Annotated in this window: 13 protein-coding genes; 9 read left to right on the top strand and 4 right to left on the bottom strand. The window is 65.5% G+C overall.

All coding sequences use genetic code 11. The annotated features are described in order from the left end of the window. The first annotated feature begins 100 nt into the window (after nt 1–100). Both ACFPK0_RS10635 and ACFPK0_RS10630 read left to right on the top strand, forming a co-directional pair. A complete protein-coding gene (locus ACFPK0_RS10635; RefSeq protein WP_377340650.1) occupies nt 101–1,009 on the top strand; it encodes an alpha/beta hydrolase family protein in 909 nt (302 codons plus the stop codon). Nucleotides 1,010–1,064: 55 nt separating this feature from the next. Further along, nucleotides 1,065–2,135, top strand: a complete 1,071-nt coding sequence (locus tag ACFPK0_RS10630; RefSeq protein WP_377340646.1) for an NADH:flavin oxidoreductase/NADH oxidase — start codon at nt 1,065–1,067, stop codon at nt 2,133–2,135. Between the two features lie 104 nt (nt 2,136–2,239). Here the strand turns inward: ACFPK0_RS10630 and ACFPK0_RS10625 are convergent, their stop codons facing one another. After that, nucleotides 2,240–2,629 carry a cytochrome c gene (locus ACFPK0_RS10625; RefSeq protein ID WP_056602637.1) on the bottom strand — a complete coding sequence of 130 codons (390 nt, stop codon included), beginning with the start codon at nt 2,627–2,629 and terminating at the stop codon, nt 2,240–2,242. Nucleotides 2,630–2,779: 150 nt separating this feature from the next. On the opposite strand from ACFPK0_RS10625, the gene ACFPK0_RS10620 reads away from it, so the two are divergent. Continuing rightward, a complete protein-coding gene (locus ACFPK0_RS10620; RefSeq protein WP_056077821.1) occupies nt 2,780–3,574 on the top strand; it encodes a tRNA threonylcarbamoyladenosine dehydratase in 795 nt (264 codons plus the stop codon). A 456-nt stretch (nt 3,575–4,030) separates the two neighbouring features. On the opposite strand, the gene phbB is transcribed toward ACFPK0_RS10620, so the two are convergent. Both phbB and gluQRS read right to left on the bottom strand, forming a co-directional pair. Further along, nucleotides 4,031–4,771, bottom strand: coding sequence for an acetoacetyl-CoA reductase (gene phbB, locus ACFPK0_RS10615; RefSeq protein WP_056077823.1), 741 nt, complete (start codon nt 4,769–4,771; stop codon nt 4,031–4,033). 78 nt (nt 4,772–4,849) lie between these two features. Continuing rightward, nucleotides 4,850–5,743 carry a tRNA glutamyl-Q(34) synthetase GluQRS gene (gluQRS, locus tag ACFPK0_RS10610; RefSeq protein WP_377340642.1) on the bottom strand — a complete coding sequence of 298 codons (894 nt, stop codon included), beginning with the start codon at nt 5,741–5,743 and terminating at the stop codon, nt 4,850–4,852. 157 nt (nt 5,744–5,900) lie between these two features. Between gluQRS and htpG the strand changes: the two genes are divergently transcribed. Then, nucleotides 5,901–7,772 (top strand): molecular chaperone HtpG, encoded by a 1,872-nt coding sequence (gene htpG, locus ACFPK0_RS10605; protein WP_377340638.1) that lies wholly within the window; start codon nt 5,901–5,903, stop codon nt 7,770–7,772. Between the two features lie 83 nt (nt 7,773–7,855). Here the strand turns inward: htpG and ACFPK0_RS10600 are convergent, their stop codons facing one another. Beyond that, nucleotides 7,856–8,395 (bottom strand): hypothetical protein, encoded by a 540-nt coding sequence (locus tag ACFPK0_RS10600; protein WP_377340636.1) that lies wholly within the window; start codon nt 8,393–8,395, stop codon nt 7,856–7,858. Nucleotides 8,396–8,603: 208 nt separating this feature from the next. Here ACFPK0_RS10600 and ACFPK0_RS10595 point away from each other — a divergent pair, with 208 nt between their 5' ends. From ACFPK0_RS10595 to ACFPK0_RS10575, 5 genes are all read left to right on the top strand, one after another. After that, complete coding sequence (locus tag ACFPK0_RS10595; RefSeq protein WP_377340634.1) at nt 8,604–8,894, top strand: glutathione S-transferase N-terminal domain-containing protein; 291 nt, start codon at nt 8,604–8,606, stop codon at nt 8,892–8,894. A gap of 643 nt (nt 8,895–9,537) precedes the next feature. After that, nucleotides 9,538–11,841 carry a TonB-dependent receptor gene (locus ACFPK0_RS10590; RefSeq protein ID WP_377340632.1) on the top strand — a complete coding sequence of 768 codons (2,304 nt, stop codon included), beginning with the start codon at nt 9,538–9,540 and terminating at the stop codon, nt 11,839–11,841. 37 nt (nt 11,842–11,878) lie between these two features. Next, the gene (locus ACFPK0_RS10585; RefSeq protein WP_377340630.1) at nt 11,879–13,909 is read left to right on the top strand and encodes a serine hydrolase domain-containing protein; all 2,031 of its coding nucleotides are present in this window, start codon (nt 11,879–11,881) and stop codon (nt 13,907–13,909) included. A gap of 54 nt (nt 13,910–13,963) precedes the next feature. Then, nucleotides 13,964–14,983 carry a dipeptide epimerase gene (locus ACFPK0_RS10580; RefSeq protein WP_377340628.1) on the top strand — a complete coding sequence of 340 codons (1,020 nt, stop codon included), beginning with the start codon at nt 13,964–13,966 and terminating at the stop codon, nt 14,981–14,983. Nucleotides 14,984–15,075: 92 nt separating this feature from the next. Continuing rightward, the gene (locus ACFPK0_RS10575) at nt 15,076–16,386 is read left to right on the top strand and encodes a peptide MFS transporter (RefSeq protein WP_377340626.1); all 1,311 of its coding nucleotides are present in this window, start codon (nt 15,076–15,078) and stop codon (nt 16,384–16,386) included. The last annotated feature ends 10 nt before the right edge of the window (nt 16,387–16,396 follow it).

The raw sequence follows: 16,396 nt of genomic DNA, 5'->3' as shown, positions 1-16,396 counted from the left end.
GCGCAAACCGGCCCCTTTTTTATGCGCGCAAGGCGCCGAAGCGGGTTGTTTTCACGCCAGCGCTTTGCCGCGGCGGCTGAACTCCGCTAGCGTGTAATGGGTGACTTCCCCCATCTCCGATGCCCCCATTGCGCCGCTGACCGTGCCGGTATCGGCGTCCGATGGCGCGCGTTTCGATCTGTTGTGCGTACATCGGCCCGGACCGGTGCAGCGGCTGTTGTACTGGATGCCGGCGATGGGGGTGTCCGCCCGCCAATACCTGCCGTTGGCCCAGGCGCTGGCAGGGCGCGGCGTGGCGGTGGTGCTGCACGAATGGCGCGGCATCGGTTCCAGCGACCGGCGCGCCGGCCGCCACGGTGATTGGGGCTACCGCGAGCTGCTGACGGACGACCTGCCACAGGCGCTGGCCGAGGTCGGCCGACGCTGGCCGCAGGCCACGTGCTGGCTGGGTGGGCACAGTCTTGGTGGACAGCTGGCGACGTTGTACGCCGCGTTGCATCCCGCCGCGTACGCGGGGCTGGTGCTGGTGGCCAGCGGTGCGCCGTACTGGCGACGGTTCCAGCGTGGCTGGCTGGTCGGTCTGGCCTATGTGGTGGCGCCGTGGCTGGCGGCCGCGGTGGGGCACCTGCCCGGGCGGCGGATCGGTTTCGGCGGCAACGAGGCGCGCGGCGTCATTGCCGACTGGGCGCGCAGCGGTCGCAGCGGCCGTTACGCGGCCCGTGGCATGGCGCCGGATTTCGAACAGCGCCTGGCCTCGCTGCACCTGCCCGTACTGGCGCTGCGCCTCCGTGACGACTGGCTGGGCCCGCAGGCCTCGCTGGATTTCCTGCTCGGCAAGATGCCGCAAGCCCGCGCGACTACCGACGTGATCACGCCGCAGGATCTGGACGGCGCCACGGCCGATCATTTCCACTGGATGAAAACGCCGGCGGCCATCGCCCAGCGCATCGCCTCATGGATAGCTGCCCAGGAGGCGGCGTCCGCAAACGCAAGCCCGCCCGCCCCTTGATGATGGCGTCGGGCGGTGGCATCTCTGCTCCTTGTCCCCGAACCCGGCGCATCCGATGAACCTGTTCGACCCGTTGACCCAACGCAGCCTCACCTTGCGCAACCGGCTGGTGATCTCGCCGATGTGCCAGTACTCGGCTACCGATGGTCTGCCCGATGACTGGCACCTGGTGCATCTGGGCAGCCGTGCGGTGGGCGGCGCGGCGGTGGTGATTGCCGAAGCCACGGCGGTGTCGGCGCAGGGGCGCATTTCCCCGGGCGACACCGGCCTGTGGAACGAGGCGCAACTGGAGGCGTGGCGGCCGATCGCCGGTTTCATCAAGGCGCATGGCGCTGTTGCCGGTGTGCAGCTGGCGCACGCCGGGCGCAAGGCCAGCGCGCAGCGGCCGTGGGAAGGCGGTGGTCCGCTGCCGATGGGACAAGGCGACTGGCAAACCGTAGCGCCTTCAGCCTTGCCGTTCGACGCCGACTGGCCGGCGCCGCGGGCGTTGGACATCGCAGGTATCCGCACGCTGATCGCCGATTTCCGCGCCACCGCCCAGCGTGCGCTGGCGGCGGGCTTCGAGCTGATCGAACTGCACGCGGCGCATGGTTATCTGTTGCACCAGTTCCTGTCGCCGCTGAGCAATCACCGCACCGATGAATACGGCGGCAGCTTCGAGAACCGCAGCCGCATCGTGCGCGAAGTCATTGCTGCCGTGCGCGACGTCTGGCCGGACAGGCTGCCCTTGTGGCTGCGGCTTTCCGCCACCGATTGGGCGCCGGCCGATGGCCCCCGCGGCTGGGATATCGAGCAAAGCGTGCAACTGGTGCAGCAGGTGAAGGCGCTGGGTGTGGATCTGGTCGACGTTTCCAGCGGCGGCCTGCTGCCGCATGTGAAGGTTCCGGTGCAGCCCGGCTATCAAGTGCCGTTCGCGGCGCGTATCCGCGCCGAGGCGGGCGTCGCCACCGGCGCGGTGGGCCTGATCACCACTGCCGAACAGGCCGCGCAGATCGTCGCCAGCGGCGAGGCGGACGTGGTGTTGATGGCGCGCGAAAGCCTGCGCGATCCTTATTTCCCCCTGCGTGCCGCGCAGGAGCTTGGCGCGCAGGTCGACGTGCCGTTGCAGTACCAGCGAGCCTGGTGATCCCGGCTTTTGTAGGAGCGACTTCAGTCGCGATGCTTCTGCTCTGGGGCTTCAAAACAAGAGCATCGCGACTGAAGTCGCTCCCACAGAAACCGCTCCCACACTCAGCGGTATTGCTGGTGGCAGCTCTTGCAGGTTTCGCCCACCGGCTGGATGGCCGCGGCCAAGGCTTCGCACGTGGCGGGCGCGGCCTGCACGGCTTGCTGCAGCCGGGTCTGCAACTGGGCGGCGTCGTCAGTGAAGGTTTTCTCGTCGATGCCGAACACCGGCACGATGTCGCTGGCGGTGGACTGCAGCCGTGCCAGGTGATGCTGCGTCGCCGGGGTGTTGCATTGCTTGGCCTTCAACGCCTGCTTCAGTTCGCCGATGTGGTAGCCCATTGTGTCCATCACCGCCTTGGGCATCGGATTGCGGGCGGCCAGCGTGTTCATCACGTTGACAGTGCCGATCACGCCAATCACCAGTCCCAGCAAGATCATCAGGGCAACACGCATCGACAGATTCCTCGAATGATGGACGACAGTCCCCAGAGTAACCCGCCGCGTGCGTCGCCGGCCACGTCGACGCGATAAAATACGCACTGCATCATCACCGGTTGTCACCGTGAACCACACCTGCGAATTCCATCGCCCCGGCGCCTGCGCATGAGCGCGCCATCCTTTCCCGCCGAGCGTTTCGCCGGCGTCGAGCGCCTGTACGGCACGGGCAGTGTCGAGCGTTTTTCCGAGGCGCACGTGTGCGTGATCGGGGTGGGCGGCGTGGGGTCGTGGGCGGCGGAGGCGCTGGCGCGCAGCGGCGTGGGCCGGCTCACGCTGATCGACGCGGACGAGGTCTGCGTATCCAATACCAACCGCCAGCTGCATGCGCTGGATGGCGAATTCGGCAAGCCCAAGGTCGGCGTGATCGCGACGCGCGCGCATGCCATCAATCCCACGATCCGGCTGGAGGCGATCGAGCGTTTTCTCACGCCCTCCACGCTGGACGAGTTGCTCGACCGCGGCTACGACGTGGTGCTGGATGCCTGCGACGCGTTTCGCGTAAAGCTTGAGACTATCGCCTGGTGTCGCCGCCGCAAGCTGCCCATCGTCAGCGTGGGCTCGGCCGGCGGCCGTACCGACGCCACCCAGATCCGCGTGCGCGACCTGTCGCGCACCGAGCACGACGCGATGTTCAGCCTGATCCGGAAGAAGCTGCGCACGGATTTCAATTTCCCCCGCAACCCTGATCGTTACTTCGGTGTTTCGGCCGTCTATTCATTGCAGAACGTGCAGTACCCGCAGCCGGATGGCAGCGTGTGTGGCACGCGTCCGCCCGGGGGCGACGCGATGAACCTGGCGTGCGGTGGCGGCTTGGGCGCGGCGACGCATGTCACCGGTACGTTTGCGTTTGCGGCGGTGGGGAAGGTGTTGGAGAAGCTGCTGGAAGGAAAATCGGGGTGACGCTCGATGCCGATGGGTGGCGCGGACTACCTCCTCTCCCCTGTGGGGAGAGGATTGAGGAGAGGGGCGGGTGCTTGCGGGGACGCTGATCGGCGAGGCTTTTCGGCGTCGTGGTGCGCTTTGTTGCTGCTTCCCCGCGGCGTGTCCCCCTCTCCCTGCCCTCTCCCCGCAGGGGAGAGGGGGTTACGGCATTGTTGGGCTTCGAGGCGCGCCGTTTGCGGCGATTGTTCGCCTCTCGACAAAGCGCAGAAGCGTGCGAAGGCACCCTAATCTTCCTCTCCTCCGCGGAGAGAGGATTGAGGAGAGGAGCGGGGGCTTGCGGGAATGCTGATATGCAAGCGGCTTCTTTTGGGAGCTGAGGCAAGCAGGCGTCCATGCGGCGCTGCCCGTTCGGCATCCATGCCTCACCTGGTAAAACCCGCTGAAACTGCCACTGGCAGTTTCATTGCGCGGGTTTTACCAACCCATGTAATGCCCGCCGTTGATGGCCAGGTTGGCGCCGGTGATCCAGCTGGTTTCCTCGCCGGTGAGGAAGGCGACGGCGTGGGCGATTTCCTCGGGTTTGCCGAGGCGGCCAACCGGGATCTGCGCCACGATCTTGGCGCGCACGTCTTCAGGCACGGCCATCACCATGTCGGTGCCCACGTAGCCGGGCGACACGGTGTTGACGGTGATGCCGAACTTCGCGTTTTCCTGCGCCAGCGAGATGGTGAAGCCGTGCATGCCGGCCTTGGCGGCGGCGTAGTTGGCCTGGCCGTACTGACCTTTCTGGCCGTTGATGGAGCTGATCTGCACGATGCGGCCCCATTTGCGTGCGCGCATGCCTTCGATCACCGGTCGGGTGACGTTGAAGCAGGCGTTCAAGTTGGTGTTCACCACGTCCATCCACTGCTGGTAGCTCATCTTGTGGAAGGTGGAGTCGCGCGTGATGCCCGCGTTGTTGACCAGGATTTCCACCGGGCCGCACTTTTCCTCGATGGCGCGGATCATCGCTTCGGAAGCCTGCGGGTCGCTGACGTCGCCGGGCACCAGGGTCACCTCGATGCCGTCGGCGGCCATCGCCTGGCGCCAGGTTTCGGCTTTCGCCGCGTCACGGTAGTTGGTCACCACGCGATGACCCTGCCCGGCGAGGTAGCGCACGATCGCGCTGCCGATGCCGCCGGTGCCACCTGTAACCAATGCCGTGCGCTGCGTCATTTCCTTTCTCCTGTAGGTGTACGCGATCGGCGATGCCGGACGGCCGCGTCGATGACTCCACTCTCCGCGATGGCAGAGTCATTCGCAACCATTTTCTATGACGGTTTGGCCGTCCAGCCGCTGGTTGCGGCGGGGCAGGCGATCGGGATCGAACCGATCCAGCAAGTTTGCCAGCAGCTCCTGAACCGTGCCCGCCGAGCCTGCCACCGGCAAGGCCAGGAAGGCCGCCGCGCTGCGCAGCGCGGGCAGCGGGTCGCCCGCATCCACAGGTAGCGCCTGCGTGGATTTGGACAATTTGCGACCGTCGGTATCCAGCACCAGCGGCAGGTGGCGATAGGCGGGCGTGGGCAAGCCCAGGCAGCGCTGCAACCAGATCTGCCGCGGCGTGGAATCGAGCAGGTCGTGGCCGCGCACCACCTCGGTGATCTGCTGGTCGGCATCGTCCACCACACAGGCAAGGTGATACGCGTAGATACCATCGGCGCGCCGTATCACGAAATCGCCCACGTACTGGCGCAGGTTCTGCTGCTGCGGTCCCTGCAGTGCATCGCGAAAATGGATGTCGTCGTCGGGTACGCGCAGGCGCCATGCGGGCGCCACGCCGTCTTCGTGCGAGCTTGCACAACGGCCATCGCGATGGATGCCGCCGCTCGGCTCCAGCGCGCGCCGGCTGCACCAGCAGGGGAACAGCGCGCCGCTTGCACGCAGTGTTTCGAACGCGGCATCGTAGGCGGCCAGCCGCTGCGACTGGAAAAGCGGCGGCGCATCGGCCAGCAGACCGAACGCCTGCAGCGTGTCGAGGATGTTCGTTGCCGCGCCGGGCACTTCGCGCGGGGTGTCGGTATCCTCGATCCGCACCAGCCAATCGCCGCCAGCGTGGCGCGCGCAGAGCCAGCTGGCCAGCGCAGCGACCAGCGAACCAAAATGCAGGGGACCAGTGGGCGAAGGGGCGAATCGGCCGCGATAGCTCATCGGTACAGTTTATCGCCGCCGCGGCGTCATGCGCGCCTTGAAACCGAGGGCACCTGCCCCGATTTCCCCAACCCTGTCCGCCGCACACCGCCGGCCGTTTCGGTGCCACCGCGGCGGCAATCAAACATGTCCATGTCCTACTGGAGTTGAGCCTGCAATGAACGCACCCACCGCCGAAACCCGCAAGTTCGAAGCCGAAGTTGCCCAGGTCCTGCATCTGGTCACGCATTCGCTTTACTCGCACAAGGAAATCTTCCTGCGCGAGCTGGTTTCCAACGCCTCCGACGCCTGCGACAAGCTGCGTTTCGAGTCGATCGCCAACTCCGAATTGTCGGCCGGCGACAGCGAGCTGCATATCGATGTGAGCTGGGACCCGCAGGCGCGCACCGTCACCGTGCGCGACAACGGCATCGGCATGAACCGCGACGAGATCGTGGCCAACATCGGCACTATCGCCAGCTCCGGCACCAAGCGTTTCCTTGAGGCGATGTCCGGCGAGCAGAAAGCAGATGCGCGGTTGATCGGCCAGTTCGGCGTGGGCTTCTATTCCGCCTTCGTGGTGGCCGACAAGGTCACCGTGCTCAGCCGCCGCGCCGATGCGCCGGCCGGCGAGGGGGTGAAGTGGGAGAGCGACGGCAAGGGCGAATACTCGCTGGAGCAGGTCGAACAGGCGGAGCGCGGTACCTCCGTCATCCTGCACCTGAAGGCCGACGAGGACGAGTTCCTGAAGCGCTGGCAGCTGCGCTCGCTGATCACCCGCTATTCCGACCACGTGGCCTTCCCGATCCGCATGCCGGTCGAGAAGGACGACAAGCCCACCGACGAGTGGGAAACCATCAACGCTGCGTCGGCGCTGTGGGCCAAGCCCAAGTCCGAGATCAGCGACGAGGATTACCAGAGCTTCTACAAATCCCTCGGCCACGATTTCAACGACGCACTGGCTTGGACGCACAACCGCGTCGAGGGCAGCCAGAGCTTCACCACACTGCTGTACCTGCCGTCGCAACCGCCGTTCGACCTGATGATGGGCGGCCGCGACGAACGCAAGGGACTCAAGCTCTACATCAAGCGCGTCTTCATCATGGACGCCGCCGAAGAGTTGCTGCCGAACTACCTGCGCTTCGTACGCGGCGTGGTCGACGCCGATGACCTGCCGCTCAACGTCAGCCGCGAAATCCTGCAGCACAACCGCCAGCTCGACCGCATCAAGGCCGCCTGCGTGAAGCGCGTGCTCGACCTGATCGAAAAGCTGGCCCGCGACGAGCCGGAAAAATTTCAGACCTTCTACAAGGCCTTCGGCAACACCCTCAAGGAAGGCATCAGCGAAGACGCCAACAACCGCGAACGCATCGCCAAGTTGCTGCGCTTCGCCTCCACCAAGGGTGAGGGCGCCGCGCAGAACGTCTCGCTGGACGACTACATCGGCCGCATGGCGATCGGCCAGGATGCCATCTGGTATATCACCGCCGACAGCTACGCCGCCGCGTTCGGCAGCCCGCAGCTGGAAGCGTTCAAGGCGAAGGACATTGAAGTGCTGTTGATGTCCGACCGCATCGACGAATGGATGATCGGCAGCCTCAGCGAGTACGAAGGCAAGAAGCTGAAGAGCGTGGCCAAGGGCGACGTGCCTCTGGACGAGGCCGACAAGAAAAAGCAGGAAGATGCGACCAAGGAAGCCGAGCCGCTGCTGAAAAAGCTGAAGGAGCTGCTGGGTGATCGCGTCGGCGAAGTAAAGGTGTCCGCACGCCTGACGGATTCGCCGTCATGCCTGGCGTTGAGCGATTACGAAATGGCTCCGCATCTGGCCCGCCTGCTGCGCGAAGCCGGGCAGGAGATGCCGGAATCCAAGCCGACGCTGGAGATCAATCCGCAGCACGCGCTGGTCAAGCGGGTCGAGACAGAGGGCGACGAGGCCAAGGCGAAAGACCTGGCCACCTTGCTGCTGGAGCAGGCGGAGATTTCCGCCGGCGCGCAGTTGCCTGACCCGGCCGCGTTTGTGCAGCGGATGAATCGGGTGTTGCTGGGGTAAGGCGCATCGCGCCTGCCAACGAAAAGCCCGCCATCGGCGGGCTTTTTTTTCTCTGCGGGAGCTATCCCGGATGCAAGCCAACCCTACCGGGTGGGACGCGATGGCGTGGGATGCGAAGCGTTCCGGATCGGTGGCGGCTGGCGAACCGGGATATGCCGCGGGCGATAGTCAGGCCGGTAGTGATCGACGTCGAAGATCCTGCGATTTCTGTGGTAGTCCCGGTCGGCCAGCGCCAAACGGTGTCCGTCGATATGCACCCAATGCCAAGAGCCCGTGGGCACCGGCTTGGTGGAGATGTAGGCGAAAATCGCATCGTAGTCACCCTCGGTGCGGGGCGAGGTCTGCAAGGCCACGTTGATGATGACCTGGCTGGCGATCGGATGGCCGTGGCGATCGGTTGCCGGCTTGCTGACCATTTCGGCCAGGTTGCTCCGCAACAGGCGGTCGAGTTGCGGCGAGAGTTTCGTGGCGGGCGAGGCATCGGTGACCCTACCTTGCGCATCCACCTGCACCAGCACGGGCAGGATCGCGGAAGGGAACTCGTTGAGCGATTGGGTGGAGGCCGTGGCGGCACCGCCGGTGGCCAGCAGGGTGAAAAGGGCGAGCGGGAGTAACGGTTTCATGGACCCTCCGGGGAGCCGGGTGTTGCCATGACCATGGGACGAATCATCCTGGCTGCAGTGATTACTTTCCTCCCGGCAGGCGCTCAAGTCAACGGAGGCGCCGGTGGCTAACGGCGCGTTCTCGGGTTTCGGACAACGTCCCTGCTGACATGCCATTGTCAGCAGTGCCGCGCCACGCTTCGCGTCTCTTCCCCTACCGAGCACCGCCATGTCCGATTCCAGCATCACCTTGCACGTTACCCGTGCCGCCTTTGAGTTGCCGGACACCAGTCCGTTCGTGATCAAGACCGAGGTGCAGCTGAAAATGGCCGGGCTGGCGTACGAGCGGGTGCCGATGATTCCGCCACAGGCGCCTTTGGGGAAGTTGCCCTTCATCGACGATCATGGCGAAGTGGTGAGCGATTCCACCTTCATCCGCGCCCATCTCGAACGCAAATACGGGGTCGATCTGGATGCGCGCCAGCGAGCGCAGGCATGGGCGTTCGAGCGTGTACTTTAGGATCATCTCTATTTCGCGGTGGTCTGGTTCCGCTGGATCGATCCGGAGAATTTCGCCAGGGCCGGCCCGGTTCGCCGACAGTGTGCCCGAGCCTCAGCGTGCGCAACGACGCGAGCAAGTTCAGGCTGGCAAGCGTGCCGAGCTGCACGCGCAAGGTATCGGCCAGCACAGTCCGGAAGGGATAGCCACGTTCGGCGTGCCCCTCACCCAGCGGTGTGGACGCCACGGCGCTGGACGTGCTGGCCGGCGTACTTACTCCGTTCTTCGATACACCACTGCAACGCGCGGCTGCGGCCCATCCGAATCCGAGGGCGATGTTGAGCGGATGATGCCGCGCTACGACCCGACGCACGCTTGGCCTGCGAATCCCCACAGCGTTTTCCCTGCCAGCAGATAGTTGCTCGCCTGCGGTGGCGTGTCTTCAGCGGTCCTTCGCCGTCCGCATGGTCGCGCGTGTTTCCGTGTGGACGGCTTTACGGCTGGAAGTGGACATATTGCGTGAGAAGCCAGCCGCACGGCGCTTGCGAGCTGTCGATGCCCGCTCGCAAACGTCAATGATAGAAAACTATCATTGACTTTCAAATGATAAGAATATAACACTGCGCCGTGGATGTCCTTCAACGACCATCACGGGGAGTACGTCATGGAATTGCATCATCCGTATCGCAGCCGGCGTATCAGCATTGCCATGGCGTTGGCGCTCTTGATGCCGGTGGCCGCGTTGGGGCAGCCGTTGGCGGCGACTGAAGCGGGCGCGGGGCAGGGTGAGCCCGAGGCGGCGCTGGCTGCCGAGCAGCCTGTCGCGTCGTCAGGCGACACGTCGACGACCAATCTGGGCACCGTGATGGTCACCGCCAACAAGCGCAGCGAGCGCTTGCAGGACGTTCCGATGGCGGTATCAGCGGTGTCCGGCAACGACCTCCAGCGCCAGAGCGCGCAGAGCTTTTCCGATTACGCCAGCCAGGTGCCGGGCCTCAATGTCGTGTCGCAAGGGCCGGGCCAGACGCAGCTCACGTTGCGCGGCGTCACCTCGGGTGCCAACACGCCGAACGCCACGGTGGGTACGTATATCGACGACACGCCCTACGGCTCCAGCACGGTCTATTCCGCGGGCAGCGTTTTGACGCCGGATATCGACCCGGATGATCTGGAGCGGATCGAAGTGCTGCGCGGCCCGCAGGGCACGCTCTACGGCTCCAACACCCTGGGCGGTCTGCTGAAATTCGTCACGGTGAAGCCGGACAGCACGGCCGTTGCCGGCCGCATTTCGGTGGGCGGCAGCAGCGTGTCGGGCGGCGAAGGCGGGATGGATTCGCACGCCATGTTCAACGTGCCGCTGATCAAGGATGCGCTGGCGCTGCGCGTGAATGCGTACGCGCGCCACGATCCAGGCTATATCGACAACGTGGCCACCGGCGAGAAGGACGTCAACGACGCCGAAGTGCGCGGTGGTCGTGCGCAATTGATGTGGACGCCATCGGAGGCTTTCTCGCTGCGGTTGTCGGCACTGGCGCAGAACCTCCATGGCAATGCGCTGGCCAACGGCGGCGTCGATGTGGATCCGCTGACGTTGAAACCGCTCTACGGCGACCTCAAGCAAAGCCGCGCGCCCGGCACCGGCAATTTCGGCGTGCGCTATCGCCTGTACGACGCCAGCATCAATGCGGATTTCGGTTGGAGCCAGCTCGTTTCGGTGAGCAGCTACAGCACGCTGGATCGGCAATCCAACCCCGACGCGACCGTCGCCTATGGCCCCATCGTCAACCCCGCGCTCGGGCTGGACAACGGCGGCTACTCGATCAACGGTCCTATTCACCTGGGCAAGTTCACCCAGGAATTGCGGCTGCAATCGCCCGAGGACCGGACGCTCGAATGGCGCGCTGGCGTGTTCTATACCCGCGAGCACACCACCAACCAGCAGGACGTGCTGAGTTTCGACGCCACCACCGGCGAACCGATCGCGTTGCCCTTCACACTGGGGCACATCGCGGTGGGCCCGGCGACCTTCACCGAATGGGCTGGCTATGGCGACATCACCTGGCATGCCACGTCGCAGTTCAGCCTGCTGCTCGGCGCCCGCTACACGCATGACCGCACCACCTTCAACCAGAGCGGTACCGGCATCCTGGTGGGCGACAGCGACTTCACCATCAAGGGCTCGGACAGCCCCACCACCTTCCTGTTGAACCCCAGCTTCAAGTTCAGCGACGACCTGATGGCCTACGTGCGCGTCGCCTCGGGCTATCGGCCGGGTGGCCCCAACGTGGGGGTGCCGCCGGGCCTTGGTGCGCCGGAGACCTTTGGTCCGGACAAGTTGGTGAGCTACGAGCTGGGCTTGAAGTCGACCATGCTCGACAAGCGCATGGCGCTGGACGTGGCCGCCTTCTACATCGACTGGGACAAGATCCAGCTGACCTCCTTCGCCGGCGGTTTCAGCTTCCTGGGCAACGGCGGCAAGGCCCGCAGCCAGGGCGTGGAGGCCAATTGGCAATACGCCGCGGCGCCGGGGCTGATGCTCTCGGCCAATGCCACCTGGACCGATGCGGAACTCACCGCCGACACGCCGCCGGGCTTGTACGGCTACAAGGGCGACAAGCTGCCGTGGGTGCCGAAATGGAACGCCCATGTCGGTATCGATTACGACTTTCCGCTCGCCGGTGCGTGGTCGGGTTTCGTCGGCGGTAGCTACAGCCACGTCGGCGAACGCAAGACCGATTTCCAGGCCGTGCCCGGCCCGCGCTTCGACGCGCCCGGCTACAACGGCGTCGACTTGCGCGCAGGCGTGAACATCAACAACTGGACGCTGAAGGCCTACGTCAAGAACCTCACCGACGATCGCGGCATCAGTTCGATGGCGTCGGAAACCATCGATCCGCTTGGCAGCCCGTTCGGCGTGGTCTACGTGACACCGCGTACCGTCGGCCTGTCGGCCAGCGTCAGTTTCTGAGCTTGTCCCGTCATCGCCATCTTTCTGGAGTGTGTCCATGAATCGTTATGCGAAGCTCGCCGTGGCGTTGGCCCTCTGCCTCTGCACCGGCCTGGCCACCGCACAGGTGCCGCCGTCGCCGGCAGTTCCGGCGCCCGCCGGCTCGACCGTGTTGCCGACCCCGGCCAAGGTGACGGCCGCCACCGCCGTGGCCACCGCGTCCGAGGGTGGTGCTGCCCACGCGCTGACCGAAGCGGATCTCACGACCTTCTTCGACGGCATGGTGCCCTACGCGCTCAAGCGGGGCGACGTGGCCGGTGGCGTCATCAGCGTGGTGAAGGACGGCAAGCTGCTGTTTGCCCGCGGCTACGGTTACGCCGATCTGAAAACGCGCGAGGCACCGTCACCGGAAACCACGCTGTTCCGCCCCGGCTCCACCTCCAAGCTGTTCACCTGGACGGCGGTGATGCAGCAGGTGGAGCAGGGCAAGCTGGATCTGGACAAGGACGTCAACACGTACCTCGACTTCAAGATCCCCGCGCGCGACGGCAAGCCGATCACGCTGCGCCAGATCATGACCCACACCGCGGGTTTCGAGGACACCGCCCGCGGCCTGCTGCCGGCGACCACGGATGAGGTGGATCTGGAGAACTACCTGAAGACCCACATCCCCGCACGAATCTATCCGCCGGGCCAGATCGTGGCGTATTCCAACTACGGCTGCGGCCTGGCCGGCTATATCGTGCAGCGGGTGTCGGGCGAACCGTTTGCCGATTACATCAAGCACCACATCTTCGATCCGCTGGGCATGCAGCACTCCAGCTTCGCGCAACCATTGCCGCCGGAGTTGGCGCCCCTGATGGCGAAGGGGTACGAAAGCGTTTCCGACAGCAAGCCGCGTGCGTTCGAGCCGGTGGATCCTGCACCGGCCGGCGCGATGAGCAGCTCGGCCACCGACATGGCGAAGTTCATGATCGCCCAGTTGCAAGGCGGCCGCTTCGGCGACACGCGCATCCTGCAACAGGCCACGGCCGAGCTGATGCACAGCCCGCAACACACCGCCGCGCCGGGCCTGCCCGGGTTCGATCTGGGCTTCTACCAGGAGGACAGCCACGGCCAGCGCATCATCGGCCACGGCGGCGACACGGTGGTGTTCCACAGCGATCTGCACCTGATGCTGGATGCGAACGTCGGCATCTTCATGTCGTTCAACAGCGCCGGCAGCGAGGGTGCGGCGCATGTGATTCGCAAGGCGGTGTTCCAGTCCTTCCTCGACCGCTACTTCCCCTACACCGCGCCCGCGGAACAAACCGTCGCCAGCGCGAAAGAGGACGCCGCGCGCGTCGCCGGCTGGTACGAGTCCAGCCGCCGCAACGACAGCGCGCTGCGTCCCTTGTACCTGCTGGGCCAGACCAGTGTCGTGCCGCAGCCGGACGGCACCATCGTCGTTTCGATATGGAACAACTATGCCGGCAAGCCGCTGCACTGGCGCGAAGTGGGGCCGCTGACCTGGCGCGAGGTCAACGGCGACGCGCACCTGAAGTTCGTCGCCGACGACAACGGCGACATCAAGTACTGGGCCACCGATGTCGAAGCGCCGGTGTTCGTGTTCCAGCGCGTTTCCGGTGCGCGTTCAATGAGCACGGTGAGCCTGTGGGGCGGGCTGTCGTTCCTGGCGCTGATCGTGGCCTTGCTGAGCTGGGGCATCGGCGGCTGGGTGCGTTGCCACTATGGCCGCTTGATCGTGCTGAACGAGGCGCAGCGCCGTTCGCGCCTGCTGTCGCGGCTAGGCGTGCTGCTCTTGTTTATCGACATTGCCGGCTGGATCACCTTGCTGGTGAGCACATCCATCAGTGAGGACATGCTGCTGCAGGGCACGATGACGCCGTGGCTGTACCTGCTCTACGTACTGGGCGTGCTGGCCCTGCTCGGCGCGTTGGCGGTGGTGGTGCATGCGGTGCGCAGCTGGATGGCGCCGCGGCGTGGCCGCTGGGTGCTGGCCGGCGAAACCCTGCTGGCGCTGGCGGCGATCTACCTGAGCTGGTTCATCGTGGTGTTCGGGTTGATCAGCTTCAACGTCCGCTATTGATCTCACCGCGCGGCGGCGAACCCCCGCCGCCGCGCTTTATCCGGGAATACACGCATGAACGTTCATGAGTGCGGGCGGTTGCGCCTGCAAGCGACGCAGAAGAGCTGGGCGATCAAGGCGCCATTCCACATCACCGGCTACACCTTCACCGCGTTCGATGCGCTGATCGTCGAGCTCACGGATGAGCAGGGCCGGACCGGCCGCGGCGAAGCGCAGGGTGTCTATTACCGCCACGACACGCCGGCCACCATGCAGGTGCAGATCGAGGCCTTGCGTGCGCAGATCGAGGCCGGCATCGACCGCCAGACGTTGCAGAAACTGCTGCCCGCCGGCGGCGCGCGCAACGCGCTCGATTGCGCCCTGTGGGATCTCGAAGCCAAGCGCAGCGGCAAGCCGGTGTGGCAACTGGCCGGGCTGGATGCACCGAAACCGCTGCGAACCACCTACACGCTGGGCGCGGACGAGCCGGAAGCCATGGCCGAAGGCGCAAAAGCCTATGCCGCCGCCCGCGCGATCAAGCTGAAACTCACCGACGACGGCCGCAGCGCCGAGCGCGTGCTTGCCGTACGCCAGGCGCGGCCGGACGTGTGGCTGATGGTCGATGCCAACCAGGGTTTCACCCGCGAGTCCTTCGCGCGCCTGCTGCCCACGTTGGCCGAGGCGCGGGTGGACGTGGTCGAGCAGCCGTTCCCGGTCGGCAAGGAAGACTGGCTGGACGGCCTGGATCGGCCGATACGCGTTGCCGCCGACGAAAGCGTGCAGGATCGCGGCGACCTGGAAAAAATGGTGGGCCGCGTCGACGTCATCAACATCAAGCTGGACAAATGCGGCGGCCTCACCGAGGCGCTGGAAATTGCCGCCAGGGCACGCAAGCTGGGCTTCGATTTGATGGTGGGCAATATGGGCGGCTCGTCGCTGGCGATGGCGCCGGCATTCGTGGTGGGCCAGTTGTGCGACGTGGTGGACCTGGACGGCCCGATCAGCCTGATCGACGATTACACCCCGTCGGTGGGATATGACGACGGCAGCGTGTGGTGTTCCGAAGCCGTCTGGGGTGGTCCCCTTGCCGTGTAGGAGCGCACCCTGTGCGCGAATGCTCTTCGATTCCTGCAAAAGCATCGCGCACAGGGTGCGCTCCTATAGTTCGCGAGCGATTGGAGTGATATGTGTCGAATAGCCTGACGCCGGTACCCAAGCGCGACTGGTTCGGCCACCCGCGCGGCCTGAGCGTGCTGTTCCTCACCGAAATGTGGGAGATGTTCTCCTTCTTCGGCATGCGGGCGCTGCTGGTCTATTACATGACCAAGCACCTGGACATGGATCAGGAGTACGCCTCGCTGGTGTATGGCGCCTACGCGGCGTTCGTGTATTTCACGCCGGTGTTCGGCGGCATGATCGCCGACCGCTGGCTGGGCCGACGCAACGCGGTGGTGATCGGCGGAATCACCATGGCGCTGGGCCATTTCATGATGGCGTCCGAGCCGCTGTTCTACCCGGCGCTGGCCACCATCGCGCTGGGCAACGGCCTGTTCCTGCCCAGCCTGGCCAGCCAGATCGAAGGCCTCTACCGCGACGGCGATCCGCGCAGCAAGACGGCGTACAACATCTATTACGTGGGCATCAACCTGGGCGGCTTCCTGGCGCCGCTGGTGTGCGGCTCGCTGGGCGAGTGGTATGGCTGGCATTGGGGGTTCGCCGCCGCCGGCCTCGGCATGGTGCTGTCGGTGGTGATCTATCTTGCCGGCCGCCGCTACCTGCCGCCCGAACCGCCGCGGCGCGAGCGCGCGGCTACCCGGCCACCGGTGGATCGTGCGGTGATCGATCGCTTCATGCTGCTGATCGGCATCGCCGCCATCGTGGTGGTGTTCCGCGGCGCCTACGAGCAGACCGGCAACACCATCGCGCTGTGGGCCGACCAGGGCGTCGATCGCCAGTTGGGGAACTGGGTCATTCCGATGACCTGGTTCCAGGCTATCAACTCGCTGGTGGTGTTCGCCTTCACGCCGCCGCTGGTGGCGCGCTGGGCGCGGCTGGCGCGCCGCGGCGTGGAAACGCCCTGGCTGGACAAGATGGCATTCGGCGCGTTCATCGTGGGCTGTTCGTTCCTGATGCTGGCCGCGGTGGAAGCATGGTGCGAGGCGCATGGCACGCGCGCCAGCTGGGTGTGGCTGTTCGCGTTCTTCGTGCTGCTGACCACGGGCGAGCTGTACATCCTGCCGGTGGGGCTGGGCCTGTTTGGGCGCATGGCGCCGGAAGGCTTTCGCGCCACCAGTATCGCCACGTGGTTCTTCGCCGGCTTCTTTGGCAACCTGCTGGCCGGCGCGCTGGGTACCCTGTGGAGCCAGCTCACCCACGCGTGGTTCTTCACCCTGATTGCCGCGGTGGCGGGCGTGTCCGCGTCGCTTCTGTATATGCTGGGCCGTCGCATGGGCGACCTGGAAGGGCAGGCATCCGCGGCCGTGGTGCTGGCGCGATGAACGGAAGACG

Source organism: Rhodanobacter ginsenosidimutans, assembly GCF_042655685.1.
Taxonomy (GTDB): Bacteria; Pseudomonadota; Gammaproteobacteria; order Xanthomonadales; family Rhodanobacteraceae; genus Rhodanobacter; species Rhodanobacter ginsenosidimutans.
Note: the sequence above shows the minus strand (reverse complement) of the source record. Positions and strands in the feature narration are given on the sequence as shown.

Bases quoted from the DNA above. Each gene is read 5' to 3' on its own strand.
- ACFPK0_RS10620 (WP_056077821.1), top strand. From the start codon at position 2,780: ATGAGCGCGCCATCCTTTCCCGCCGAGCGTTTCGCCGGCGTCGAGCGC.
- ACFPK0_RS10600 (WP_377340636.1), bottom strand. From the start codon at position 8,395: ATGAAACCGTTACTCCCGCTCGCCCTTTTCACCCTGCTGGCCACCGGC.
- phbB (WP_056077823.1), bottom strand. From the start codon at position 4,771: ATGACGCAGCGCACGGCATTGGTTACAGGTGGCACCGGCGGCATCGGC.
- htpG (WP_377340638.1), top strand. From the start codon at position 5,901: ATGAACGCACCCACCGCCGAAACCCGCAAGTTCGAAGCCGAAGTTGCC.
- ACFPK0_RS10590 (WP_377340632.1), top strand. From the start codon at position 9,538: ATGGAATTGCATCATCCGTATCGCAGCCGGCGTATCAGCATTGCCATG.
- ACFPK0_RS10580 (WP_377340628.1), top strand. From the start codon at position 13,964: ATGAACGTTCATGAGTGCGGGCGGTTGCGCCTGCAAGCGACGCAGAAG.
- ACFPK0_RS10595 (WP_377340634.1), top strand. From the start codon at position 8,604: ATGTCCGATTCCAGCATCACCTTGCACGTTACCCGTGCCGCCTTTGAG.
- ACFPK0_RS10630 (WP_377340646.1), top strand. From the start codon at position 1,065: ATGAACCTGTTCGACCCGTTGACCCAACGCAGCCTCACCTTGCGCAAC.
- ACFPK0_RS10585 (WP_377340630.1), top strand. From the start codon at position 11,879: ATGAATCGTTATGCGAAGCTCGCCGTGGCGTTGGCCCTCTGCCTCTGC.
- gluQRS (WP_377340642.1), bottom strand. From the start codon at position 5,743: ATGAGCTATCGCGGCCGATTCGCCCCTTCGCCCACTGGTCCCCTGCAT.
- ACFPK0_RS10625 (WP_056602637.1), bottom strand. From the start codon at position 2,629: ATGCGTGTTGCCCTGATGATCTTGCTGGGACTGGTGATTGGCGTGATC.